Origin of the sequence: Pantoea jilinensis (assembly GCF_019104105.1) — a bacterium.
Classification (GTDB): Bacteria; Pseudomonadota; Gammaproteobacteria; order Enterobacterales; family Enterobacteriaceae; genus Pantoea; species Pantoea eucalypti.
The window spans coordinates 3,452,841-3,477,465 of sequence record NZ_CP077746.1 but is presented as its reverse complement, the minus strand read 5'-3'; the positions used below and the strand labels follow the sequence as shown (position 1 = coordinate 3,477,465).

21 protein-coding genes are annotated in these 24,625 nt (G+C 58.9%); 10 read left to right on the top strand and 11 right to left on the bottom strand.

From position 1 onward, the window contains the following. The first annotated feature begins 46 nt into the window (after positions 1–46). From KTJ90_RS16385 to yjjG, 3 genes are read left to right on the top strand one after another with little or no spacing between them, the layout of a single operon-like run. Entirely contained in the window at positions 47–457 is a 411-nt protein-coding gene (locus KTJ90_RS16385; RefSeq protein ID WP_003850863.1) for a DNA polymerase III subunit psi, read from the top strand. Beyond that, positions 429–869, top strand: coding sequence for a ribosomal protein S18-alanine N-acetyltransferase (gene rimI, locus KTJ90_RS16380; protein WP_003850861.1), 441 nt, complete (start codon positions 429–431; stop codon positions 867–869). The genes KTJ90_RS16385 and rimI overlap by 29 nt, the downstream gene beginning before the upstream one ends. A gap of 18 nt (positions 870–887) precedes the next feature. Beyond that, the gene (yjjG, locus tag KTJ90_RS16375; RefSeq protein ID WP_499025463.1) at positions 888–1,568 is read left to right on the top strand and encodes a pyrimidine 5'-nucleotidase; all 681 of its coding nucleotides are present in this window, start codon (positions 888–890) and stop codon (positions 1,566–1,568) included. 320 nt (positions 1,569–1,888) lie between these two features. Here the strand turns inward: yjjG and KTJ90_RS16370 are convergent, their stop codons facing one another. Next, positions 1,889–2,539 carry a YtjB family periplasmic protein gene (locus tag KTJ90_RS16370; protein WP_008925530.1) on the bottom strand — a complete coding sequence of 217 codons (651 nt, stop codon included), beginning with the start codon at positions 2,537–2,539 and terminating at the stop codon, positions 1,889–1,891. Positions 2,540–2,646: 107 nt separating this feature from the next. On the opposite strand from KTJ90_RS16370, the gene serB reads away from it, so the two are divergent. The 3 genes from serB (at position 2,647) to nadR (ending at position 6,337) form a co-directional block, all read left to right on the top strand. Continuing rightward, positions 2,647–3,624 carry a phosphoserine phosphatase gene (gene serB / locus KTJ90_RS16365; RefSeq protein ID WP_039658828.1) on the top strand — a complete coding sequence of 326 codons (978 nt, stop codon included), beginning with the start codon at positions 2,647–2,649 and terminating at the stop codon, positions 3,622–3,624. Positions 3,625–3,637: 13 nt separating this feature from the next. After that, complete coding sequence (gene radA, locus KTJ90_RS16360; RefSeq protein WP_003854897.1) at positions 3,638–5,020, top strand: DNA repair protein RadA; 1,383 nt, start codon at positions 3,638–3,640, stop codon at positions 5,018–5,020. Positions 5,021–5,095: 75 nt separating this feature from the next. Further along, on the top strand, positions 5,096–6,337 hold the full coding sequence (nadR, locus tag KTJ90_RS16355; RefSeq protein ID WP_008925532.1) for a multifunctional transcriptional regulator/nicotinamide-nucleotide adenylyltransferase/ribosylnicotinamide kinase NadR: 1,242 nt from the start codon (positions 5,096–5,098) through the stop codon (positions 6,335–6,337). A 45-nt stretch (positions 6,338–6,382) separates the two neighbouring features. Here nadR and KTJ90_RS16350 read toward each other — a convergent pair whose 3' ends face one another. Further along, on the bottom strand, positions 6,383–7,384 hold the full coding sequence (locus KTJ90_RS16350) for a zinc-binding alcohol dehydrogenase family protein (protein ID WP_003854895.1): 1,002 nt from the start codon (positions 7,382–7,384) through the stop codon (positions 6,383–6,385). A 186-nt stretch (positions 7,385–7,570) separates the two neighbouring features. On the opposite strand from KTJ90_RS16350, the gene KTJ90_RS16345 reads away from it, so the two are divergent. Continuing rightward, complete coding sequence (locus tag KTJ90_RS16345) at positions 7,571–8,467, top strand: LysR family transcriptional regulator (RefSeq protein WP_003854894.1); 897 nt, start codon at positions 7,571–7,573, stop codon at positions 8,465–8,467. A gap of 45 nt (positions 8,468–8,512) precedes the next feature. Here KTJ90_RS16345 and ettA read toward each other — a convergent pair whose 3' ends face one another. Both ettA and deoR read right to left on the bottom strand, forming a co-directional pair. Beyond that, complete coding sequence (gene ettA, locus KTJ90_RS16340) at positions 8,513–10,180, bottom strand: energy-dependent translational throttle protein EttA (RefSeq protein ID WP_008925533.1); 1,668 nt, start codon at positions 10,178–10,180, stop codon at positions 8,513–8,515. A 179-nt stretch (positions 10,181–10,359) separates the two neighbouring features. Continuing rightward, entirely contained in the window at positions 10,360–11,124 is a 765-nt protein-coding gene (gene deoR / locus KTJ90_RS16335; RefSeq protein WP_033743124.1) for a DNA-binding transcriptional repressor DeoR, read from the bottom strand. Positions 11,125–11,503: 379 nt separating this feature from the next. Here deoR and rbsK point away from each other — a divergent pair, with 379 nt between their 5' ends. From rbsK to KTJ90_RS16320, 3 genes are read left to right on the top strand one after another with little or no spacing between them, the layout of a single operon-like run. Beyond that, positions 11,504–12,421, top strand: coding sequence for a ribokinase (gene rbsK / locus KTJ90_RS16330; RefSeq protein WP_003854889.1), 918 nt, complete (start codon positions 11,504–11,506; stop codon positions 12,419–12,421). Between the two features lie 9 nt (positions 12,422–12,430). Further along, a complete protein-coding gene (gene fucP / locus KTJ90_RS16325; RefSeq protein WP_003854887.1) occupies positions 12,431–13,756 on the top strand; it encodes an L-fucose:H+ symporter permease in 1,326 nt (441 codons plus the stop codon). Further along, positions 13,753–14,766, top strand: coding sequence for an aldose 1-epimerase family protein (locus KTJ90_RS16320; RefSeq protein ID WP_286865975.1), 1,014 nt, complete (start codon positions 13,753–13,755; stop codon positions 14,764–14,766). Before fucP ends, KTJ90_RS16320 begins: the two co-directional genes overlap by 4 nt. 7 nt (positions 14,767–14,773) lie before the next feature. Here the strand turns inward: KTJ90_RS16320 and urtE are convergent, their stop codons facing one another. The 7 genes from urtE to uca all read right to left on the bottom strand — a co-directional run bounded on the left by urtE (position 14,774) and on the right by uca (position 24,623). After that, complete coding sequence (gene urtE / locus KTJ90_RS16315) at positions 14,774–15,472, bottom strand: urea ABC transporter ATP-binding subunit UrtE (RefSeq protein ID WP_003854882.1); 699 nt, start codon at positions 15,470–15,472, stop codon at positions 14,774–14,776. A gap of 1 nt (position 15,473) precedes the next feature. Further along, the gene (gene urtD / locus KTJ90_RS16310) at positions 15,474–16,265 is read right to left on the bottom strand and encodes an urea ABC transporter ATP-binding protein UrtD (protein ID WP_008925538.1); all 792 of its coding nucleotides are present in this window, start codon (positions 16,263–16,265) and stop codon (positions 15,474–15,476) included. Beyond that, a complete protein-coding gene (gene urtC, locus KTJ90_RS16305) occupies positions 16,262–17,335 on the bottom strand; it encodes an urea ABC transporter permease subunit UrtC (RefSeq protein ID WP_008925539.1) in 1,074 nt (357 codons plus the stop codon). Before urtC ends, urtD begins: the two co-directional genes overlap by 4 nt. Then, on the bottom strand, positions 17,335–18,900 hold the full coding sequence (urtB, locus tag KTJ90_RS16300; protein ID WP_008925540.1) for an urea ABC transporter permease subunit UrtB: 1,566 nt from the start codon (positions 18,898–18,900) through the stop codon (positions 17,335–17,337). The genes urtC and urtB overlap by 1 nt, the downstream gene beginning before the upstream one ends. Before the next feature lie 98 nt (positions 18,901–18,998). Next, positions 18,999–20,267: an urea ABC transporter substrate-binding protein gene (gene urtA, locus KTJ90_RS16295; RefSeq protein ID WP_033743125.1), complete on the bottom strand. Its 1,269-nt coding sequence runs from the start codon at positions 20,265–20,267 to the stop codon at positions 18,999–19,001. 27 nt (positions 20,268–20,294) lie between these two features. Beyond that, on the bottom strand, positions 20,295–20,996 hold the full coding sequence (locus KTJ90_RS16290) for a GntR family transcriptional regulator (RefSeq protein ID WP_008925542.1): 702 nt from the start codon (positions 20,994–20,996) through the stop codon (positions 20,295–20,297). 9 nt (positions 20,997–21,005) lie between these two features. Continuing rightward, positions 21,006–24,623, bottom strand: coding sequence for an urea carboxylase (gene uca / locus KTJ90_RS16285; protein WP_078804762.1), 3,618 nt, complete (start codon positions 24,621–24,623; stop codon positions 21,006–21,008). Positions 24,624–24,625 lie beyond the last annotated feature (2 nt).

The window sequence follows — 24,625 nt, the reverse complement described above, 5'->3', positions numbered from 1 at the left end:
GTTTGCTAGCATAGCGTCGCATTCAGCTAGCAGAACAGGTAACACCATGACGTCCAGGCGCGACTGGCTTTTACAGCAAATGGGAATTACGCAGTATCAGCTGCGCCGCCCGCGCGTGCTTCAGGGCGAAATTGCCGTCACGCTGGCACCGGACACGCAGTTAATTATTGTCGCTGACGCGCCACCCGGTCTGCATGAACCGCTGATGCGCGATGTGCTGCATACCCTCAATCTGCAACCCGCTCAGGTAATGACCGTGACGCCGGATCAGCTGCAGATGCTGCCGGAAACGCTGAACTGCGCGGGCTGGCTGCTCGGCGTAGAGAGCGAACAGACTTTTAATGGCGTGGCATTAACCAGCGCCTCTTTCAATGAACTGATCAGCAGCGGCGTCGCCAAACGCGCGCTCTGGCAACAGATGTGTAACCATGACAGCCATCTCTTTACTCACCCCTGACGACCTGGCGCAGGCCTTTGCCATTGAGCGTCGTAGCCACGCGTTTCCCTGGAGTGAAAAGACGTTTGCCAGCAATCAGGGCGAGCGCTTTATTAATTTACGTCTCGACGCCGACGGCAAAATGGTCGCCTTTGCCATTACTCAGGTGGTGCTGGACGAAGCCTCGCTGTTTAACATCGCGGTCGATCCTGACTTTCAGCGCCGGGGATATGGCCGCCAGCTGTTGCAGCATCTGATCGATGAGCTGATCAAACGCAACGTGCTGACGCTGTGGCTGGAAGTGCGGGCCTCGAACCTGCCCGCCATTGCGCTCTATGAGCAGCTTGGATTCAATCAGGTCAGTCGTCGCCCCAACTATTATCCCACCGCCAGCGGCCGTGAAGATGCCATTCTCATGGCCCTGACGCCGTAGTGGTGTTAAGGAGCTTTAATGATTGATAACTGGGACTGCATCCTGTTTGATGCGGACGATACCCTTTTCCATTTCGACGCCTATGCCGGTTTGCAGCGCCTGTTCGCCGGCTATGATGTGCAGTTCACCGACCAGGATTACAGCGATTATCAGGCGATCAACAAGCCGCTGTGGGTCGATTATCAGAACGGCGCCATCTCAGCGTTACAGTTGCAGACTCAGCGTTTCAACCACTGGAGCGAAAAGCTCAGCGTGGCACCAGAGATCCTCAACAGCGGCTTCCTCAGCGCGATGGGCGAGATCTGCACGCCGCTGCCGGGCGCGGTCAGCCTGATGAACCAGCTGCATGGCAAGGTAAAGATGGGGATCATCACCAACGGCTTTACCGCGCTGCAGCAGACGCGTCTGGAGCGCACCGGCTTCCGTGATTACTTCTCGGCGCTGGTAATCTCTGAGCAGGTTGGCGTGCCAAAACCGGCGGCCGCGATTTTTGACTACGCGCTGGAGCTGATGGGCAATCCGGATCGTGAGCGAGTGCTGATGGTAGGGGATACGCCAGAGTCAGACATTCTGGGCGGCATGAACGCGGGAGTGAAAACCTGCTGGCTCGATCATGGCACCCGGCCGCTGCCAGAACATATTAAACCCACCTGGCAGGTTAAATCGCTGGGTGAGCTGGAAGCGTTGTTGATTGGCTAACGGAACACGCCTCGCAAATCCACATTTTTCCACTAATAAGGCCGCATTGCATGCCTTCAGACTGCTGAAAAACTCAAATCAAGGCACATCTGGCAACGATTGATTAGCTCAATACGCAGGGAACCGGGTCAGAGGAGGAAAGCGTCCCGCGCCATGGAGGGCGCGGGCCGAGCGGGCCAGGGACTGGCGTAAGCGACTTTCCGATCTGACCCGCTTTCCTGCGCAGGCTCGGTCTCACAGCGATCAGGCCAGGGTTTGTCAGCAGTCTGAGGCCCACACAGCGGGCCTTTCTCGTTTTATCTTTACCGCAGCGCAGAACACTACTCTTTCTTCTCGTCGTCCTCATCCCGGTCCTCTTTCACCGGGGTGCTGGCGGTAAGCAGGAACGGCGACTGCTGCCAGCGGGTGCGGCGATGGCGCAGCAGGGTGCGGGAGAGAATAATGCCGATCGCCAGTGCCAGCAGCATCATCAGACGCAGAATATTGGTGGTGTTATCGACCTGATGCGAGTCGGTGACCAGCACGTGGGTATCCAGCGTCACGCGCAGGAAGCCCAGCGGGCCATCGCTCCCGGCCAGCGGCTGCACAATCTGATGGTTGAAATAGCTGCCTGCGCGCTGACCATCGAGCGCCAGCCGATCACGCACATTAATATTTTCACCGCTGTGCGCCACCAGACTGCCGTCGCCGTCATACACCGACGCATCCAGAATACGGCTGTTAGCCGTCATCTGATTAAGAATGGCTTCTATCTGAGTGCGGTTATTTTCACTGTTGTCCATCAACGGCTTAAGACTAAACGCCACCTGGCTGGTCAGTGTATGTGCCAGCTCCTCGACCTGTTCAGAACGCGCCGCCTGATGACCAAGACTGAACCAGGATGCGCCCTGCATCAGCACAACCAGCAGCGCCATGGAGATCAGAACGATCACGGTCCGATGTAAGCGAAATTTCAGTGCGGTTTTAGCCATTACTCATCCGGGTCATATCACAACAGAAAGCCTGGAGATTATGTTGCCAGAAGCGGCGCAGACAAGGTAGCCTCTTGCGTGGTTTTGTTGTCCCTACAGGAGCTCTGATGCCAAATCGTTTAACCTGGTGCGATCTTCCCGCCGATGTTTCCCACTGGCCGGGTTTGCCCCTTTCTCTTAGCGGTGATGAAGTGATGCCGCTGGATTATCGCGCTGGCCGCACCGGCTGGCTGCTGTATGGCCGCGGGCTGGACAAGCAACGGCTCACCGATTACCAGCACCAGCTGGGGGCCGCGATGGTGATCGTCAGCGCCTGGAACGTCGATGAGTATCAGGTGATTCGTCTGGCAGGATCGCTGACGCCGTTTGCCAGCAAGCTGGCGCACGATGCCGGGCTGGATGTTGCGCCGCTGGGCAAAATCCCGCATCTCAAGACGCCAGGCCTGCTGGTGATGGATATGGACTCCACCGCGATTCAGATCGAGTGCATCGATGAGATTGCAAAACTGGCGGGCTGCGGCGAGCAGGTGGCGGAAGTCACGGAACGCGCGATGCGCGGCGAACTCGACTTCACCGCCAGCCTGCGTCAGCGCGTCGCCACGCTGCAGGGCGCAGATGCCAATATTCTGAAACAGGTACGTGATGCTCTGCCATTAATGCCAGGCTTAACGACGCTGACGCAGAAGCTGCAGGCGCTGGGCTGGCAGATTGCTATCGCCTCCGGCGGCTTTACCTATTACGCCGAATACCTGCGCGACAAGCTCCATCTGTCGGCGGTGGTGGCCAATGAACTCGAAATTCGCGACGGCAAACTGACCGGCAACGTGCTGGGTCCGATTGTCGACGCACAATACAAAGCCGATACCCTGAAGAAGCTGGCGGAGCGTTTTAATATCGCGCCGGAACAGACGGTGGCGATCGGCGATGGTGCCAATGACCTGCTGATGATCAAAGCCTCAGCGCTGGGCATTGCGTTCCATGCTAAACCTAAGGTGAATGAGCAGACCGCGGTCACCATTCGCCATGCCGATTTAATGGGGGTGTTCTGCATCCTCACCGGCAGCCTGATCCACGAAGAGCGTTAACTGAGGTATTGATTTGGCCAAAGCGGCAAAACGCGCATTTGTCTGTAACGAATGTGGCGCAGATTACCCACGCTGGCAGGGGCAATGCAGCGCCTGTCACGCCTGGAACACCATCACCGAGGTGCGCATTGCTGCCTCGCCTGCTGCTGCGCGTAACGAGCGCCTGAGTGGCTATGCCGGCAGCGCCGGAACCAGCCGGGTGCAGAAGCTCTCTGAAATCAGCCTGGAGGCGTTACCGCGCTTCTCGACCAGCTTCAAAGAGTTTGATCGGGTACTGGGCGGCGGGGTGGTGCCGGGCAGCGCCATTCTGATTGGCGGCAGTCCTGGTGCGGGTAAATCCACGCTGCTGCTGCAGGTGATGTGCCGGTTGTCTGAGGGGATGAAAACCCTCTACGTCACCGGTGAAGAGTCACTGCAACAGGTTGCGATGCGCGCCCATCGTCTGGGATTACCCACCGAAAATGTGAATATGCTGTCGGAAACCAGCATTGAGCAGATCTGCCTGATCGCCGAACAGGAGCAGCCGCAGCTGATGGTGATCGACTCGATCCAGGTCATGCACATGGCAGAGATCCAGTCATCACCCGGCAGCGTCGCGCAGGTGCGTGAAACCGCCGCCTACCTGACGCGCTTCGCTAAAACGCGCGGCGTCGCGATCATCATGGTCGGTCACGTGACTAAAGATGGCTCGCTGGCCGGGCCGAAAGTGCTGGAGCACTGTATCGACTGTTCGGTGTTGCTGGATGGCGATGCCGACTCCCGTTTCCGCACCCTTCGCAGCCATAAAAACCGCTTCGGTGCGGTCAATGAGCTGGGGGTGTTTGCCATGACAGAGCAGGGCATGCGTGAAGTCAGCAACCCGTCCGCTATCTTCCTGTCACGGGGCGAAGAGGTTACCTCTGGCAGCTCGGTGATGGTGCTGTGGGAAGGCACGCGTCCACTGCTGGTGGAGATTCAGGCGCTGGTCGATCACTCCATGATGGGCAACCCACGCCGCGTGGCGGTGGGTCTGGAGCAGAACCGCCTGGCGATACTGCTGGCCGTTTTACATCGTCATGGCGGATTGCAGATGGCGGATCAGGATGTATTCGTCAACGTGGTTGGTGGTGTTAAAGTCACCGAAACCAGTGCGGACCTGGCGTTGATGCTGTCGATGGTGTCGAGCCTGCGCGATCGTCCGTTGCCGCAGGATCTGGTGATCTTCGGCGAAGTGGGACTGGCCGGTGAGATCCGTCCGGTGCCCAGCGGTCAGGAGCGCATCTCTGAAGCGGCGAAGCATGGCTTCAAACGCGCCATTGTACCGGCAGGGAATGCACCGAAAAAACCGATTGCCGGGATGCAGGTTTTCAGCGCGAAGAAGCTGGCCGATGCGCTGGCGATTCTGGACGATCTGTAATGCGCCTGCGGCCTGCCAGCCTGCGTCGCGGGCAGGCCGCTCCCACCTTAACCGCATTGATGCAGGAGGCACGACATGTCGTCGTTTGATTATCTGAAAACGGCTATTCGCCAGCAGGGCCATACGCTGCAACAGGTCGCTGATGCCAGCGGCATGACCAAAGGCTATCTGAGCCAGTTGCTCAATGCCAAAATCAAAAGCCCCAGCGCGCAAAAACTGGAGGCGCTTCACCGATTCCTGGGCCTTGAATTTCCGCGCCGCGATAAAACGGTGGGCGTGGTATTTGGTAAGTTTTATCCGCTGCACACCGGCCATATCTATCTGATTCAGCGCGCCTGCAGTCAGGTGGATGAGCTGCATATCATTATGGGTTATGACGAGCCGCGTGACCGTGAACTGTTTGAGAACAGCGCGATGTCACAGCAGCCTACGGTCAGCGATCGCCTGCGCTGGCTGCTGCAGACCTTTAAGTATCAGAAAAATATCCGCATCCACGCCTTTGATGAGGAGGGGATTGAACCCTATCCGCATGGCTGGGATGTCTGGAGCAAGGGCGTCAGCGCGTTTCTGAGCGAGCACGGCATTGCACCTGATTGCATCTACACCAGTGAAGCGCCCGATGCGGAGATGTATCAGCAGCACCTTGGCATTCAGACCGTGCTGGTCGATCCCAACCGATCCTTTATGAGCATCAGTGGCGCGCAGATTCGTCAGGATCCGTTCCGCTTCTGGGATTACATTCCTACGGAAGTGAAGCCGTTCTTTGTGCGCACCGTGGCGATTCTCGGCGGCGAGTCGAGCGGTAAATCGACGCTGGTGAATAAGCTCGCCAACATCTTTAACACCACCAGCGCCTGGGAATATGGCCGCGACTATGTCTTCTCCCATCTGGGCGGTGACGAAATGGCGCTGCAATATTCCGATTACGACAAGATCGCGCTGGGTCAGGCACAGTACATCGATTTTGCCGTTAAATACGCCAACAAAGTGGCGTTTATCGACACCGATTTTGTGACCACGCAGGCATTCTGTCTGAAGTATGAAGGGCGCGAACATCCCTTTGTGCAGGCACTGATCGATGAATACCGTTTTGATCTGGTGATTCTGTTAGAGAATAACGTGCCCTGGGTCGCAGATGGATTGCGCAGTCTGGGCAGTTCCGTGGATCGGCGGGAGTTTCAGTCGATGCTGGTGACAATGTTGCGTGAAAACAACATCGAATTCCTGCACGTGCAGGAAGATGATTATGATGCGCGTTTCCTGCGCTGCATTGAGCTGGTCAAAGCGATGCTGGGCGAGAAAAACGCCCAGCCGTAACGCCAGCTGTGACCCGGTCTGCCGCACGGCAGCCGGGTCAGCGCATTAATAGACCATGACCACTTTGCCGCGCATGTGGCCTTCCAGCACACGCTGATGGGCGGCAGTTAACGTCTCAACGCTTAAGCCGTGCAGCGTTTCGCTCAGCGTGGTTTGCAGTTTACCTTCATCCAGCAATGCTGATACCGCATCCAGAATCTCGCCCTGACGCGCCATATCCGGGGTATTAAACATGCTGCGGGTGTACATCAGCTCGAAGTGCAGTGCCGCACTCTTCAGCTTCAGTTGATCCATCGACAGCGGATGTTCGTTTTCCACGATGGTGCAGATATGACCCTGTGGTGCGATCAGCTTCGCCATCGTCTCCCAGTGACCGTCGGTATCGTTCAGGCAGAAAATATAATCAACCTGCTTAATGCCCTGTTTCTCCAGCTCACCGATCATATCTTTGTAATTGATCACCACATCGGCTCCGCGATCGCGGCACCACTGGGCGGAATCTTCACGCGAGGCAGTCGCAATGATCTTCACTTTGCTGCGCAGCTTCGCCAGGGGGATCGCCAGTGATCCAACACCACCTGCGCCGCCAACGATCAGCAGAGTCTGATCTTCCGATGCCGTCTCCAGGTTCAGTCGTTCAAACAAACCTTCCCATGCGGTCAGGGCCGTCAGTGGGATCGCGGCAGACTGTGCCCAGTCCAGACTCTCTGGCTTATGGCCGGTGATGCGTGAGTCCACCAGCTGCTCAGTGCTGTTGCTGCCTGGACGGGTCAGATCGCCGGCGTAGAAGACTTCATCGCCAGGCTTAAAGTTGCTGACTGAGCTGCCCACTTCCAGCACAACGCCGCTGGCATCCCAGCCCAGGATACGTGGCTGCTGTAAGCCGTTCTTCTTCGCCCCTTTGTGCACCTTGGTATCAACCGGGTTGACCGAGGCGGCTTTGACCTCGACACGCAGGTCATACTCGCCTGGCGTGGGGGTTTCAGGGAAAATTTCAGTAAAGTGTTCAGGATTTTCGGGATTAATTGCGATAGCGCGAATAGACATAACGTTTTCCTGTGTAGTTAAGCAAAGAGTCTGGCTCTTTTCTCTGACAGCCTGGTCGGGAGTCGGTGTACATACTCTCTATGGCAAGACCAGCTGTAATGATGAAGACAGGCCTTAAGTGTAGAACCTGATTTTAACGGTGATAAGATGGACAATCTTTCATAGAGTGTTCGTCTGAGGTGAACAATGGCATTTCGTCAGTGGCAGGACATGGCGCTGTTTGCGCTGGTGGCGGAGTGCGGCAGCTTTACCGGCGCGGCAGAACGCGCAGGCCTGCCTAAATCCAGTGTCAGTCAGCGTATCAGCCAGCTGGAGCAGCGGCTGGGGATTCGTTTGCTGAATCGCACCACCCGCCAGCTCAATCTGACTTTTGCCGGTGAGCGCTATCTGCTGCATTGTCAGGAGATGATGCAGGCCAGTGAACGCGCCGATCAGGCTATCGCCAGCCTGCGTGAAAACCCCAGCGGGCGTCTGCGCATCACCAGTCCGGCGGGCATTGGTGCCACACTGCTGGCGCGCTGTAACGCGGCATTTTTGCGTCTCTATCCTGATGTGACGCTGGATGTCTCGATTTCCGATGAGATGCGGGATCTGGTACAGGAGGGCTTTGATGTGGCGCTGCGCACCGGTCAGCCGCAGGAGTCCTCGCTGATTGGCCGCCGGATAGGCAACTGCCCACGACTGCTGGTGGCTTCGCAGCACTATCTTAATCAGCACCCGCCGCTGCTTCACCCGCAGCAGCTGTCAGCTCACCGCTGTATCGCGCATCGCGCATGGAATGAATGGGTATTGCAGCGCGATGGTGCGTTCTACCGCTGGCTGCTGCCGCCTGGCCATCTCACCGACAATTTACTCTATGCGCGCGAATCGGCGCTGGGCGATGCAGGCATTACGCTGCTGCCGCACTTTCTGACCGATGGGGCGATGGCGGATCCCCGGCTGGTGCCGGTGCTGCCGGAATGGGAAGTCGAGGGAAATGAGCTGTGGCTGGTCTATCCGGGCCGTAAACTGAATTCGCCTGCGCTGGCACGCTTTATAGAGTTTGCGCTGCAGTCTCCGGTGTTCAGGGAGTTTTATCGCTGAGTGAACCATCAAAAAGGGCGGCATCGCTGCCGCCCGTTTATTCGATTACTTCGTCATACGCTTGTACTTGATGCGCTTCGGCTCCAGTGCGTCGGCGCCGAGAGTACGCTTCTTGTACTCTTCATATTCGGTAAAGTTACCTTCGAAGAATTCGATATTACCCTCATCCTGGTAATCCAGGATGTGCGTCGCGATACGGTCCAGGAACCAGCGGTCATGCGAGATGACCATGGCACAGCCCGGGAACTCCAGCAGGGCGTTTTCCAGCGCGCGCAGGGTTTCGATATCCAGGTCGTTGGTCGGTTCATCGAGCAGCAACATGTTGCCGCCAACCTGCAGCAGTTTCGCGAGGTGCAGACGACCACGCTCACCACCCGACAGTTCGCCAACGCGTTTGCCCTGATCGACGCCTTTAAAGTTAAAGCGGCCAACATAGGCGCGGCTTGGCATCTCGGTGTTACCGATACGCATGATGTCCTGACCACCGGAAACTTCTTCCCAGACGGTTTTGGAGTTATCCATGCTGTCGCGGAACTGATCGACGGACGCCAGTTTCACCGTCTCGCCCAGCACAATGCTGCCGGAATCAGGCTGTTCCTGACCGGACATCATGCGGAACAGCGTCGATTTACCCGCGCCGTTAGGACCGATAATCCCGACAATTGCCCCTTTTGGCACGGAGAACGAAAGATCGTCAATCAGCACACGGTCGCCATAGGACTTACGCAGATTGCTGACTTCCAGCACTTTGTCACCCAGACGGGCACCAGGCGGAATAAACAGTTCGTTTGTTTCGTTACGCTTCTGGTAGTCCGTGTTGTTCAGCTCTTCAAAGCGAGCCAGACGGGCTTTGCCTTTAGACTGCTGGCCTTTTGGCCCTTTGCGCACCCACTCCAGCTCTTTCTCAATCGACTTACGACGCGCGGCTTCAGAAGAAGCTTCCTGCGCCAGACGCGCATCTTTCTGCTCCAGCCAGGAGGAGTAGTTGCCTTCCCACGGAATACCTTCACCGCGGTCAAGTTCCAGAATCCAGCCTGCCACGTTATCCAGGAAGTAACGGTCATGCGTAATCGCGACCACAGTGCCTTCGAAGTCATGCAGGAAGCGCTCCAGCCAGGCGACAGATTCGGCGTCCAGGTGGTTCGTCGGTTCGTCCAGCAGCAGCATGTCTGGTTTTTCCAGCAGCAGGCGGCAGAGGGCGACGCGGCGACGTTCACCACCGGAAAGGGTGGCGATCTTCGCGTCCCAGTCTGGCAGGCGCAGCGCATCGGCAGCACGTTCCAGTTGGGTATTCAGGTTGTGACCATCGTGCGCCTGGATGATCTCTTCAAGACGGCCCTGCTCAGCGGCCAGCTTGTCGAAGTCTGCATCCTCTTCGGCATAGAGCGCATAAACTTCGTCGAGACGTTTCAGTGCGCCAACTACTTCTGACAGCGCTTCTTCAACCGACTCGCGCACGGTGTGTTCAAGGTTAAGCTGCGGCTCCTGCGGCAGGTAGCCAATCTTGATGCCTGGCTGCGGACGCGCTTCCCCTTCGATATCTTTATCGATGCCGGCCATGATGCGCAGCAGGGTAGATTTACCCGCGCCATTCAGGCCGAGTACGCCGATTTTTGCGCCGGGGAAGAAGCTGAGCGAGATGTTTTTCAGGATATGTCGCTTCGGCGGAACCACTTTGCCGACGCGATGCATGCTATAGACGAATTGAGCCACGTTGGATTGAGCCTCTGGGTCTGTTGGTCGTTGGAATGATGTCGAAGTTTAGCCTTTTTCACCGTTTAATCCCAGCCGGGGGGCGGCGAATAATGCCCTGAGGGCGGTGATGCCGGACAACGTATGAAATAACTGTCTGATTTCCGCGCGTAATCGCTGAAATGACGGCAGAGGCAGGCTCAGGGCAGGCGAAGCGGTATCGCCTGCTGCGCCAGCCAGTTCTGTAACGCCTGATCGGGTGCGCTGTCACTCACCAGCAGGTCAAAACGCTGCAGCCCGGCAATGCGGGCAGGCAGCACCTTGCCATATTTACTGCTGTCAGCCACCAGTACCGACGTTCGGGCACGCAGCATGGCGTGATGTTTCATCATCAGTTCATTGGTGTTGTAGCAGGTCGCCCCCTGATCTTTGTCGATACCCGCCGCAGAGATCAAAGCCAGCGTCGGACAAAGATCGTCCAGGATGGTGTGCACGCCAATCGGTGTAAACAGAGCGTTGTCAGCATGAAATTCACCGCCGCTGAGAATAACGTTACAGCCAGGTTTCTCTTTCAGCGTCAGAAAGGTGTTCATAGCACAGCAGATGGCAGTGAACGACAGCGTGTCGGGAATCGCATCAACGATATAGGGCAGGGTAGTGCCGCAATCGAAAAAGACCGTATCGTTTTCGTTAATCAGGCTGGCCGCCGCCTGCGCCAGTCGCTGCTTTCTGGCCGCATTCTGCCCATGCTGATCGCTGACAAAATAGTGGCCGGTATGACTTTTTGGGTCGCTGACAATGTAGCCGCCCAGTAACACCACGCTGGAGCCCGGTTCGGTTAAATCGCGGCGAACCGTCATCTCTGAGACACCCAGCAGCTGGGCCGCGTCTTTGAGATGCAGTTTATCGGTGCGTTTAAGCGCCTGTGTCAGCTTGTGAATGCGTTCGTCGCGCCGGGTTTCCATGGTCATCTCTGTTTACCTATCCTGCAATGCGGAGGAAAGACGCCGGAACCGACGTCAATACGCGACAAACCTCACAGATTTTAATGAGTTGCGTCTCATCCGCCAGGCTGGCAACCAATCTTACCCGCATTCTGAAAGGCCCGCAAACCTCCGCTGTGCGGTGACTACCGCTCATCGCCGCAGGCGTTCACATTGCTCAGCCAGCAGGCTCAATGATGTTATCTTGTTATAATAGTAACACTTAAAATCCCGCTCCCTGTCGCATATTGTCGATTTTGCGCACTCATGTTGTGGTTTTTGTCACATATTTAACTTTTAAGAAAGGTTATTGTGACTTTAATAACATTTGAAGTTTGCAAAATATCCAGGAGAAATGGTCATGACAATTGCGGTCATCGGCTCAAACATGGTCGATTTGATTACCTATACCAACAGCCTGCCGAAAGCGGGCGAAACCCTTGAAGCGCCTGACTTTGCGATTGGCTGCGGCGGTAAGGGCGCTAACCAGGCGGTTGCGGCGGCGAAAATGGGCGGCAGCGTGATGATGGTCAGCAAAGTTGGCGACGATCTCTTTGCGCCCAACACCGTCGCGAACCTGCAGCAGCAGGGCGTGGACACGCGATTTGTCACCACTGCACCAGGCACCTCCAGCGGTGTGGCACCGATTTTTGTCGATGACCAGTCGCAAAACCGCATTCTGATTATCAAAGGTGCCAACCAGCAGCTGAAACCGGCTGATATCGACGACGCGGCAGAGGCGCTGAAAGCCTGTGAGCTGATCATCCTGCAGCTGGAGATCCCGCTGGAGACGGTCTATTACGCCATCGATTTTGCCCGCCAGCATCAGATCAACGTGATCCTGAATCCGGCACCGGCCGTCGCTTCGCTGGATATTCACTACGCCTGCAAATGCGACTTCTTTATGCCGAACGAAACCGAACTGGAGATCCTCACCGGCCTGCCCGTCAGCACCGATGACGAGGTGATCCTGGCGGGGCAGTCGCTGCTGAAGCGCGGCCTTAAAAATCTGATCATTACTCTGGGCAGCCGGGGCTCGGTCTGGATGAGCGGCGACAAGGTGCATCGCGTGGCCGCGACGCCGGTTCAGGCGGTCGATACCAGCGGCGCAGGTGATGCCTTTATCGGCTGCTTTGCCTATCTGCTGGTGAAAACCGGCGATGTGGCCGCCGCCATGACACAGGCGTCGGCCTATGCCGCCTGCAGCGTCACCGGGCGCGGCACGCAGCGCGCTTATCCCGACGCAGAGACTTTCCAGCGTTTTCTCAACCGTAACTGAGGTTCTGCTATGCAACAGAAAATTGTTCAGCAATCTGATGGCTATCTGAATAAAACGCCGCTGTTCCAGTTCATTCTGCTGTCGTGCCTCTTCCCGCTCTGGGGCTGTGCAGCGAGTCTCAACGATATCCTGATTACCCAGTTTAAAAGTGTGTTTGCCCTGAGCGACTTCGCCAGTGCGCTGGTGCAGAGCGCCTTTTATGGCGGCTATTTTCTGATTGCGATCCCCGCCTCGCTGGTGATCCGCAAAACCAGTTACAAGATGGCGATTATGATCGGTCTGGCGCTCTACATTGCCGGCTGTATCGCCTTTTATCCTGCTTCGCACATGGCGACCTACACCATGTTCCTCGCGGCGATCTTTGCGATTGCCATTGGCCTGAGTTTCCTGGAAACGGCGGCCAACACCTACAGCTCGATGATTGGTCATCGTGATCATGCGACGCTGCGCCTCAACGTCAGCCAGACCTTCTATCCGATCGGTGCGCTGATGGGGATTGTGCTGGGTAAATATCTGGTGTTCCAGGATGGCGACAGTCTGGAGAGTCAGATGGCAGCCATGACGGCAGAGCAGGCGCATGCTTTCCGCCTGACAATGCTGGAGCACACGCTGGAGCCTTACAAATATCTGGTGATGGTGCTGGTGGTCGTGATGCTGCTGTTTATGTTCACCCGCTATCCGCGCTGCAAACCAGAGAGTAATGAGAAATCCCGGCCGTCACTGGGCGAGACCTTCCGCTATCTGGCGGCTAACCGTCACTTTAAACGCGGCATTGTGACCCAGTTCCTGTATGTCGGCATGCAGGTGGCGGTCTGGTCATTTACCATTCGTCTGGCGCTGACGCTGGGGGCGGCCAATGAACGTCACGCCTCTAACTTTATGATCTACAGCTTCGTCTGCTTCTTTATCGGCAAGTTCGTGGCGAACTTCCTGATGACCCGCTTCCGTGCCGAGAAAGTGCTGATCGCCTATTCGGTGCTGGGCGTGCTGACGCTGGCTTATGTGATGCTGGTGCCGAACTTTACCGCCGTCTACGCCGCCGTTTTTGTCAGCGTGCTGTTTGGGCCCTGCTGGGCAACGATCTACGCCGGTACGCTGGCGACGGTCGATAATAAATACACTGAAGTGGCAGGCGCGTTTATCGTGATGGCGATTGTTGGCGCGGCCTTTGTCCCGGCGCTGCAGGGCCTGGTGTCTGACACGCTGGGTTCAATGCAGCTGGCGTTTGGTGTCTCGCTGCTCTGCTTCGCCTGGGTCGGATTTTACTTCTACGGCGAACTGCGCCATAAAAAACAGCCGGTTGCGGCCGGTCGTCTGGTGGAGGAGTTACCATGAGAACCCGTTTACCCTTAGCGCGTGACCAGTTTCACACCACGCCCTCGCTGCTGCTGGAAAGCGATGACTTCCGGGTTGAGGTGTTTCGCTATCCGGCAGGAATCGAGGCAGTGCGCATTCATAACCGGCGCGGCAGCGTGACCGTGCTGCCGTTTCTCGGGCAGATGATCTGGGACGTGCAGTTTGACGATCATAACCTGACCATGGGCCACAGCTTTAAGCAGCCGCTGCCCGCGAATTCGATCATAGATACCTATGGCTGTTTTGCCTTTCATTCGGGGCTGCTGGCTAACGGCTGTCCCGCGCCAGAGGACAATCATCCGCTGCACGGGGAAATGGCCTGCGCCCGCATGGATAGTGCCTGGCTGGTGCTGGACGATCAGACACTGTCGCTGGAAGGGGAGTGTGAATATGTTAAAGGCTTCGGCCATCATTATGTTGCGGCACCCGCCGTTCGCATTCAGGCCGACAGGCCCCGTCTGACGATAGAGATGATGGTGACCAATCTGGCGGGTGCACCGATGCCGTTGCAATACATGTGTCACCTCAACAGCGCGTGGATCGATCAGGGGCGCTTCCGGCAGTCGATCCCCGAAGGGGCATTCCAGCTGCGTCGCTCGATCCCGGCGCACCTTCGACCAACGCCCGCCTGGCGGGATTACACGGATCAACTGGCGCGCGATCCGCAGGCGTTACAGCAGCTCGATCAACCGCAGCTCTGCGATCCCGAGATCGTCTTCTTTGCGGACGATCTGCCGCAGTATGGTGATGAGGTACAGTTTGAGTTGCATGCGCCGCAGGGCTACGCGCTGATGACGCGCTTCTCTACCGCGCAGTTCCCGCACGCAACCCGCTGGCTGCTGCACAACCATGACCAGCAGGTGGCGGCCTATATTCTGCCCGCCACCTGTCGGCCAGAGGGTTTTCTTGCCGCGCAGCAGGCCGGCACGCTGATCACCCTGGCGAGCGGCGAGCAGCGTCACTTCTCTGTGGAGACCGGCCTGCTCTGAGTCGGGTTTAAATCGCCACCAGGCCGCGCACACCTTCTGCTTCCATGGTGTCGCCGCGGCCACGCTGCACAATTTCACCGCGCGACATCACCAGATAGCTGTCCGCCAGTTCTGCCGCGAAGTCATAAAACTGCTCAACCAGCAGGATCGCCATATCTCCCCGTTGCGCCAGCTGGCGGATTACCGCGCCGATCTCTTTGATCACCGAGGGCTGGATCCCTTCGGTCGGCTCATCAAGGATCAGCAGCTGTGGCCGACAGGCCAGCGCCCGGCCGATCGCCAGCTGCTGCTGCTGACCACCCGAGAGATCGCCGCCCCGGCGTGACTTCATCGCCAGCAGCACCGGAAAGAGCTGATAGATCTCCTCCGGCACTTCACGCGCCTGCGCCGCCGGAAAGCGCGACAGGCCCATCAGCAGGTTCTCTTCGACCGTCAGACGCGGAAAGATTTCCCGTCCCTGCGGCACATAGGCGATGCCCGCCTGCACCCGCTGGTGCGGCTTGCGGCCATTCATCCGCTGCTGCTGCCACTGAATCTCGCCTGACTTCGCCGGGATCAGCCCCATCAGGCACTTCAGCAGCGTGGTTTTTCCCACGCCATTGCGCCCAAGCAGACAGGTGATTTCGCCAATTTTTACCTCAAACGACAGGCCGCGCAGAATATGACTGCCGCCATAATATTGATTCAGTTCAGTAACCTGTAACATTTTAGCGCCCCAGATAAACGTCGATAACCTGCTCACTGGCCTGAACCTCGCGCAGCGAACCCTCGGCCAGCACCTGCCCCTGATGCAGCACCGTGACATGGTCGGCGATGGTCTCGACAAAGCCCATGTCATGCTCCACTACCATCAGGGAGTGTTTGCCCGCCAGGCTGCGGAACAACTCGGCGGTGTAGGCCGTCTCTGCGTCAGTCATGCCTGCCGCCGGTTCATCCAGCAGCAGCAGATGCGGCTCCTGAACCAGCAGCATGCCAATCTCCAGAAATTGCTTCTGGCCGTGCGATAGCAGGCCCGCACGGCGCTGGCGTTCGCCACCCAGCCGCAGCAGTTTCAGCACCTCATCAATTCTGTCGCGCTGTTCGCTGCTGAGACGAGCGCGCAGGCTGGCCCAGACCGATTTATTGGCTTTAAGCGCGATCTCAAGATTCTCAAATACGGTTAATGCCTCAAACACAGTAGGCTTCTGGAACTTACGGCCAATGCCGGCGCGGGCGATCTCTACCGGCGACAGACGGGTCAGATCGCTGTCCTGGTCGTAGATCACCCGGCCGGCGTCGGGGCGGGTTTTGCCGGTGATCACATCCATCAGCGTAGTTTTGCCTGCGCCGTTGGGGCCGATCACGCAGCGCAGTTCCCCGATGCCGATCTGCAGCGAAAGATCGGTCAGCGCCCGGAAGCCGTCAAACGAGACGCTGATCTTCTCCAGTTGCAGGACGGGATCGCGCTGCGCCCGATGGCGATCCGCGAGCTGAGGCTGGGTAAACAGGGCATCACTCATTTTTTCCTCCGGCGCAGCAGGCCAATCACGCCGTGCGGCAGAAACAGTGTCACCAGGATGAACATCAGTCCCAGGAAAAACAGCCAGTATTCAGGGAAGGCGACGGTGAAGAAGCTGCGTGCGCCGTTAACAATTGCTGCGCCCAGCAGCGGGCCAATCAGCGTACCGCGTCCACCCAGCGCCACCCAGATCGCGGCTTCTATTGAGTTGGCTGGTGACATCTCTCCCGGATTGATAATGCCGACCTGCGGCACATAGAGCGCCCCGGCAAGACCGCACAGCACGGCGGAGAGCGTCCAGACTAATAGCTTGAAGCCGCGCGGATCGTAACCACAAAACATCAGACGGTTTTCGGCATCCCGCACCGCAGTCAGTACCCGGCCAAACTTGCTGCGCGCCAGGGTGAAGCCAATCACCAGGCTCAGCAGCAGCAGCAGTACCGTGGCGATAAATAGCCCGATGCGGGTTCCGGTCGCCGTCACCGAAAAGCCGAGCAGGGTAGTAAAGCCGGTGAAGCCGTTGTTGCCGCCAAATCCGGTTTCATTACGGAAGAACAGCAGCATACCGGCGTAGGTCAGCGCCTGGGTCATGATGGAGAAGTAGACGCCTTTGATCTTTGAGCGAAAGGCGAAGAAGCCAAACAGCAGCGCCAGCAGGCCCGGCACCAGCATGCTCAGGCAGAGCGCCCAGGCGAAGTATTCGGTGCCGGTCCAGAACCAGGGCAGCTCTCGCCAGGAGAGAAAGGACATAAAGGCGGGCAAGCCTTCGCCTGCGGCCTGGCGCATCAGGTACATGCCCATGGCATAACCGCCGAGGGCAAAGAACAGCCCGTGGCCCAGCGACAGCAGTCCGGCGTAACCCCACACCAGATCCAGCGCCACGGCGACCACCGCATAGCAGAGGATTTTGCCGACCAGCGTCAGGGTATAAGTGGAGATCGCCAGCGGATGGGCGGCGGGCAGCAGCGCCAGAAACGGCATCACCAGTAACGCCAGAGTGATCGCCACGCCGATGCTGATCGCCAGGCGCGGCGCGGTGCGCGCCATGCGAAGTGTGATGGGTTGCGTCATCAGTCAGTCACCCTTCCTTTAACCGCAAACAGTCCCTGCGGACGTTTCTGAATAAACAGCACGATAATCACCAGAATCAGGATCTTACCCAGCACCGCGCCAATCTGCGGCTCCAGCACTTTGTTCAGAATGCCCAGGCTGAACGCGGCAACCACGGTGCCTGCCAGCTGGCCGACGCCACCCAGCACCACCACCAGGAACGAGTCAATGATATAGCCCTGACCCAGCTCCGGTCCGACGTTACCAAGCTGCGACAGCGCCACGCCTCCCAACCCGGCAATGCCCGAACCAAGGCCAAACGCCAGCATATCGACGCGACCCGTTGGCACGCCGCAGCACTCCGCCATGGCGCGGTTCTGGGTCACGGCGCGCACGTTCATGCCAAGGCGGGTCCGGTTCAGCAGCAGCCAGGTGAGCGCCAGCACAAACACCACAAACAGGATCACCGCGATGCGGTTCCACGGCAGCACCAGGTTGGGCAGCAGCTGCAGGCCACCTGAGAGCCACGACGGATTCGCCACTTCCAGGTTTTGCGCCCCGAACAGCACCCGTACCAGCTGGATCAGCATCAGGCTGATTCCCCAGGTAGCGAGCAGCGTCTCAAGCGGACGGCCATAGAGATGGCGGATGATGGTGCGTTCCAGCGCCATGCCGATGGCGGCGGTGACCATAAAGGCGACCGGCAACGCCAGCAGTGGATACCAGGCTAAATAGTCCGGTGCAAACTGCTGAAACAGGCTCTGCACCCACCAGGTGGCGTACGCGCCGAGCATCAGCATTTCACCGTGCGCCATGTTGATCACCCCCAGCAGCCCGTAGGTGATCGCCAGGCCCAGCGCGGCCAGCAGCAGGATGGAGCCCAGCGACAGGCCGCTGAAGGCCTGCCCCAGCAGATCGCCCCACATTAGCCGTTTCTGAATCTGTTGCAGGCTTTCGGCCGCTGCCGCCCGTACCGTGACATCTGGCTCATTCGCGGGCTGGGTCAGGCGTTGCAGGCTGGCCTGCGTATTGGGATCGCTGGACTCACCCAGCAGTTTCACCGCCCGCAGGCGCACCATCGGTTCGCCATCCGCCAGTTGCAGATTCGCCAGTGCCAGCGCTAATGCAGCATGTACCCGGCTGTCCTGTTCAGCGGCCAGCCGCTGTTCCAGCAGCGGCAACTGGTCTGCGGCACCCTCATTTTGCAGCTGCTGCGCTGCGCGCAGACGCAGGGCCGCATCACTGCTCACCAGCTGGTGCGCAGCCAGCGCGTTGTTTACCAGCACGCGCAGGCGATTGTTCATAAATAGCTTTTTCAGGTTACCCGTGGGCTGTGCCACCGCATCCAGCGGCTGCAGCGTCGATCCCTGCTGGCTGAATGGCTGTTTGTTCTGGTCGATGACCACGGTTTCTGCTTTTAACGCTTCCAGCAGCGGCAGACGCTGACTGTCCGGCGCGGCAGCCCATTGTTGCAGCAGCGTGGCCTGCTGGCTGCGGCTGGCGGCGGCAAAGTCAGCCGCCGGTCCGGCGCTGGCAAACAGCGGCAGCAACAGAAGCAGGCTGAAAAAACAGCGACATAGATTCATAAAAGGAGCCTCGTTTGGGGAGGTCAGCACGGCAGTCGAATGACCACTGCCGTGCTGCCGCTTTACAGCGGGTGACGCTTTCTTATCAGCAACGAAAATTACTGCGCAGTCTTCACCGGGTAATCGGGCTTCTTGTCGTTACCGGCAATGTACGGGCTCCAGGGCTGGGCACGCACGGGTTTATCGGTCTGCCACACCACGCTGAACTGGCCGTTCTCTTCCACTTCACCAATCATGACGGGCTTATGCAGATGGTGGTTGGTCTGGTCCATGGTCAGGGTAAAGCCATCCGGCGCTTTAAAGGTCTGACCGGCCATTGCCGCCCGCACTTTGTCCGGGTCCGTCGTGCCCGCTTTTTCCACCGCCTGCGCCCACATATGGATGCCGACATAAGTCGCTTCCATCGGGTCGTTGGTCACCACGGTGGCGGCGTTCGGCAGGTTATGTGCTTTGGCGTAAGCGCGGTAATCGGCAACAAATTTCGCGTTGGTCGGATTATCGATCGACTCGAAATAGTTCCAGGCCGCTAACTGACCCACCAGCGGTTTGGTGTCGATGCCGCGGAGCTCTTCCTCTCCCACTGAGAAGGCGACCACCGGAATGTCAGTGGCTTTGATGCCCTGGTTAGCCAGCTCTTTGTAGAACGGCACATTGGAGTCGCCGTTGATGGTGGAGACCACCGCCGTTTTACCGCCTGCCGCGAATTTTTTAATGTTGGAGACAATGGTCTGATAGTCGCTGTAACCAAACGGCGTGTAGACCTCTTCGATATCTTTATCTGCCACGCCTTTGCTGTGCAGGAAGGCACGCAGGATCTTGTTGGTGGTGCGCGGATAGACGTAGTCGGTGCCCAGCAGGAAGAAGCGTTTTGCACTGCCGCCATCTTCGCTCATCAGGTATTCCACTGCCGGAATCGCCTGCTGGTTAGGCGCCGCGCCGGTGTAGAAGACGTTAGGTGACATCTCTTCCCCTTCATACTGCACCGGATAGAAGAGCAGGCCGTTCAGCTCTTCAAACACCGGCAGCACCGATTTGCGTGATACCGAGGTCCAGCAGCCAAACACCACCGCCGCTTTATCCTGGGTCAGCAACTGCCGTGCTTTCTCGGCAAACAGCGGCCAGTTAGAGGCGGGATCGACCACTACCGGCTCCAGCTTTTTCCCCAGCAGGCCCCCTTTGGCGTTGATCTCATCGATGGTCATCAGCGCCACATCTTTCAGCGGCGTTTCAGAGATCGCCATGGTGCCGGAGAGCGAATGCATGATCCCCACTTTGATGGTGTCAGCCGCCTGCGCACTCCAGGCGAAACCCATACTGACAACGGTAGCGGAGAGGGCGAAAGCCTTGATCAACGAACGTCTTTTCATCATTTAAACCCCTGAGTGGTTGTTATGTTATTCGGTGAGCTGGAGCCGGGCCTGCTGGAGGCGGTGCAGTGTGATCTTCCTGACCTCCGCCTTACTGACAGCGATGTGATCGGTCAGGATGCGTTGCGCCTCATCTGTCTGCTGCGCAAAAATCGCCTGTAAAATCTGAGCATGTTCCTGATAAGTCGCACAGATGCGATCATCGCGGGTGAAGTCGAGCCGACGGATGATGCGGATCTTCTCGGTGAGTTCGGCGTGTATGCGCGCCATCTCCGGGTTACCCGCGGCCGCGACCAGCGCCATGTGAAACGCTTCGTCATGCTGCGACACCACCAGACCTTCGGTGAGCGCCTCCGCTTCACACCAGAACTGGTTGAGTTCGTGTAACAGCGCGGCACACTGAGGCGCGGGCAGGGCGCAGAGGCGTTTTACCGCCTCGCACTCCAGCACGGTGCGCAGGTCATACAGCGATTCGAACCAGGCAAAATCGAAGTTTTTAATCTGCCAGCCGCTGCGGAACCAGACTTCGACAAAGCCTTCGCGCTCCAGCCGGAATAGCGCCTGGCGAACCGGCGTGCGGCTGACCGCCATCCGTCCGGCGATTTCGCTTTCGCTGAAGCGATCGCCCGGCATCAGGCGAAAGGCGAAAATATCGGCCTTCAGCGCCTGATAGACCCGTTCGGCCAGCGCTTCCGGGCGCGCTTTAGGGGATTGAGGTTGGGTTGTCATCGGCGCTCCTTATTCCAGCCACAGCAGGGTATCGCCAGGGCTGACCGGGCGGCCCGCCTGGCAGGCGATCCGCGTCACCCGACCGGCCTGCGGCGCGACAATCGCCAGCTCCATCTTCATCGCCTCGACGATAATCAGCGTCTGTCCGGCGCTGACCTCGTCGCCCGGCTGCACCAGCACTTTCCAGATGTTGCCATTGAGGTCGGCCTGCACCGCGAGTCCGCCTTCATCCACTTCACCCACGCTGTCAGGCACTTCATCTGCCGCCGGTGCGTTCTGTTCTTCCTGCGCCCATAACTGCACTTCCTGTTCAAAGGCGGTCGCCTGGCGCTGACGGAAGTCCGCAATCTCAGCGGCATGGTCGGCGAGGAACTGCTGGTGCGCGGCAAAATCAAACTGCGTCTCTTCGATGCGCAGGCTGGCGCGGCCTTCACGGAAATCTTCGCGCAGCTGGTTGAGCTCGGTTTCACTCACCGGATAGAAGCGCACCTGATCGAAGAAGCGCAGCAGCCACGGCGCATCGGCTGTGAACTGCGGATTCTTCAGGAAGGTGTTCCAGATGGGCAGCGTGCGGCCTACCAGCTGATAGCCGCCGGGCGAATCCATGCCGTAGATGCACATGTACATGCCGCCAATGCCGACCGTGCCTTCGGCGGTAAAGGTACGTGCCGGACTGTATTTGGAACTCAGCAGGCGATGGCGCGGATCGATCGGCACGGCGCAGGGCGCGCCGAGGTAAACATCGCCCAGCCCCAGCACCAGATAGCTGCCGTTGAACAGGGTGTCGCGCACCTCATCGCGGCTGCTTAAGCCATTAATGCGCTGGATAAAGTCCACGTTGTTGGGCAGCCAGGGCGCACTGGCACGCACCGTCTCCTGATAGCGGCTGACCGCACCCAGCGTGGCGCTGTCTTCAAACGCCATCGGCATCCACACCACGCGCGACGGGACTTTCAGCGTGCTGACATCGCCCAGCGTCGCTTCCAGCGCCAGCAGCAGCGACATCAGGGCGGACTGTGAAATAATGCGGCTGTCGTAGCGTACCTGCAGTGAGCGCACGCCTGGCGATAGCTCCTCAACGCCTGGCTCCGCCTGCGCCGTCAGCGCATTCATCAGCAGGTGCACGCGCAGACGCAGCGCCAGATCCAGCACGTTGTCGCCATACTCAATCAACACATATTTGTCGCCGGCCTGACGATAGACCACTTTCGGCGTGCTGCCGGTGGCCTCGATGGCGGACAGAATCGTGGCGGAGCCGTGGGCGGTTTCAGCCAGCGACGGCACGGCAAAGGTCGGGGGATGATCCGGCCGCAGGGTATCGATCAGGTGCATCTGCGCTTTTTCCCGCGCCAGTGCATCGTCTGCGGTAATCGGGTGGAAGCGGATGGTGTCGCCCGGTTTGACCTGGCCCACTTTCCACAGCTCGGCTTTGGCGATGGTCACCGGACAGACGAAGCCGCCCAGGCTCGGGCCGTCGTGTGTCAGGATCACCGGGAAGTCGCCGGTGAAATTGACCGCGCCGATGGCATATTCACAGTCGTGAACGTTGGAGGGATGCAGGCCTGCTTCGCCACCGTTGGCGCGGGTCCAGGTTGGTTTCGGACCCACCAGCCGTACGCCGAGGCGGTTGGAGTTGTAGTGCACCTGCCAGTCGCTGGCAAAGAATTCGTCGATGGCGGCCTGGGTGAAGAAGTCCGGTGCGCCGTGCGGGCCATAAAGCACGCCGATGCGCCATTCGCTGCCGTAGTGGGGAATCAGCGTCGCATCAAGCGGCTGCGGATCGCTGACCGGGGCCGGTGTAGTGCAGGCTGCCCGTTCAGGCCGGGAGATTGCCAGCATATCGGCCACCCGCAGGGTGCGTCCGGCGTGACCGCCAAACTGGCCCAGTGAAAAGGTGCTGCGGCTGCCCAGATATTCCGGCACGTCGAAGCCGTTGCGCACCGCCAGATAGCTGCGGCAGCCCTGCCGGGCGCGTCCCAGTGCCAGGGTCTGTCCCGCTTTCACCGCCAGCGGCTGCCAGGCGCTGACCGGTTCGCCATCAAGCCGGGCGTCGCAGTCCGCGCCGGTCAGCGCCAGAATGGCATCACAGTGGAAACGCAGCGTCGGCCCCTGCAGGGTAAACTCCAGGCCTGCTGCTGCCTCGTGGTTACCCACGATTCGGTTTGCCAGACGGAACGCGAAATCATCCATCGGGCCGGAAGGCGGCACGCCGATATCCCAGTAGCCGAGGCGGCCGGGATAGTCCTGCACCGAACTGAAGGTGCCGGGTTGCAGCACTTCCACCACGGAGGCGGCAGGCACAACGCTGTCGAGATAGCGCGTCCAGACGTTGCCGCTGCGAAACGCGTCGCTGCGGGTGATCTGGCGCAGATAGTCGAGGTTGGTGGCGATGCCATGCAGCTGAGTCGCATCCAGCGCATGATGAAGTTTTTCCAGTGCCGCCTCGCGCGTGTCGGCATGCACAATCAGCTTGGCGATCATCGGGTCGTAGAAGCTGGAGACCTCGCTGCCGGTTTCGATGCCGCTGTCGACCCGCACGCCGTCAGGAAAGGTGACACCGGTTAACAGGCCGGGGCTGGGCTGAAAGTTCTTCAGCGGATCTTCCGCGTAGAGCCGCACTTCAATCGCTGCGCCCTGCGGCGCCTGCTGCAGACGTGACCAGTCCACTGCATCGCCCGCCGCCACCTGCAACATGCACTCCACAAGATCGAGGCCGGTGACGCATTCGGTGACCGGATGCTCCACCTGCAGGCGGGTGTTCACTTCAAGAAAGTAAAAGGCCTGCTGGCTGACGTCGTAGATATACTCCACGGTGCCTGCGCTGCGGTAGTTGACCTGCTCGCCAAGCCGCACCGCCGAGGCGAGCAGGGCGTCACGCGTGGCCTGCGACAGGCCGGGCGCCGGTGTCTCTTCCACCACCTTCTGGTTGCGGCGCTGCAGTGAGCAGTCGCGTTCGCCCAGCGCCACCACGTTGCCTTTGCCGTCTCCAAAAATCTGAACTTCAACGTGGCGGGCGCGATCGATACAGCGTTCCAGAAATACGCCTGCATCACTGAAAAACTGCTCACCAAGACGGCGCACGCTCTCCCAGGCGCTGGCGAGCGCATCGGCGTCGGCGCAGCGCGTCAGGCCAATGCCGCCGCCGCCCGCCGTGCTTTTCAGCATCACCGGATAGCCAATCTTATCAGCTGCCTGCATTGCCTCTTCCAGCGAGGCGAGCAGGGGTGTGCCGGGCGTCATCGGCACACCCGCGCTGGCGGCCAGTTCACGAGCGCGGTGCTTCAGGCCGAACTCACCAATCTGCTGCGCGGTGGGGCCGACAAAGGCGATACCTGCCGCATTGCAGGCGTCGGCAAACGCCTGGCTTTCAGAAAGAAATCCGTAGCCGGGCCAGATAGCCTGCGCGCCGCTCTGCTGCGCTGCTGCCAGAATTTTGTCGATGCGCAGATAGCTGTCGCTGGCCTTCTCGCCGCCCAGGGCGATGGCGATATCCGCCTGCTTAACGTGCTGCGCGTTGCGGTCAGCGTCTGAATAGACCGCGACGCTTTTCACGCCGAGGCGCTTCAGGGTCCGAATGGCGCGGCAGGCAATTTCGCCGCGGTTGGCAATCAGTACGGTAGTGAACATGA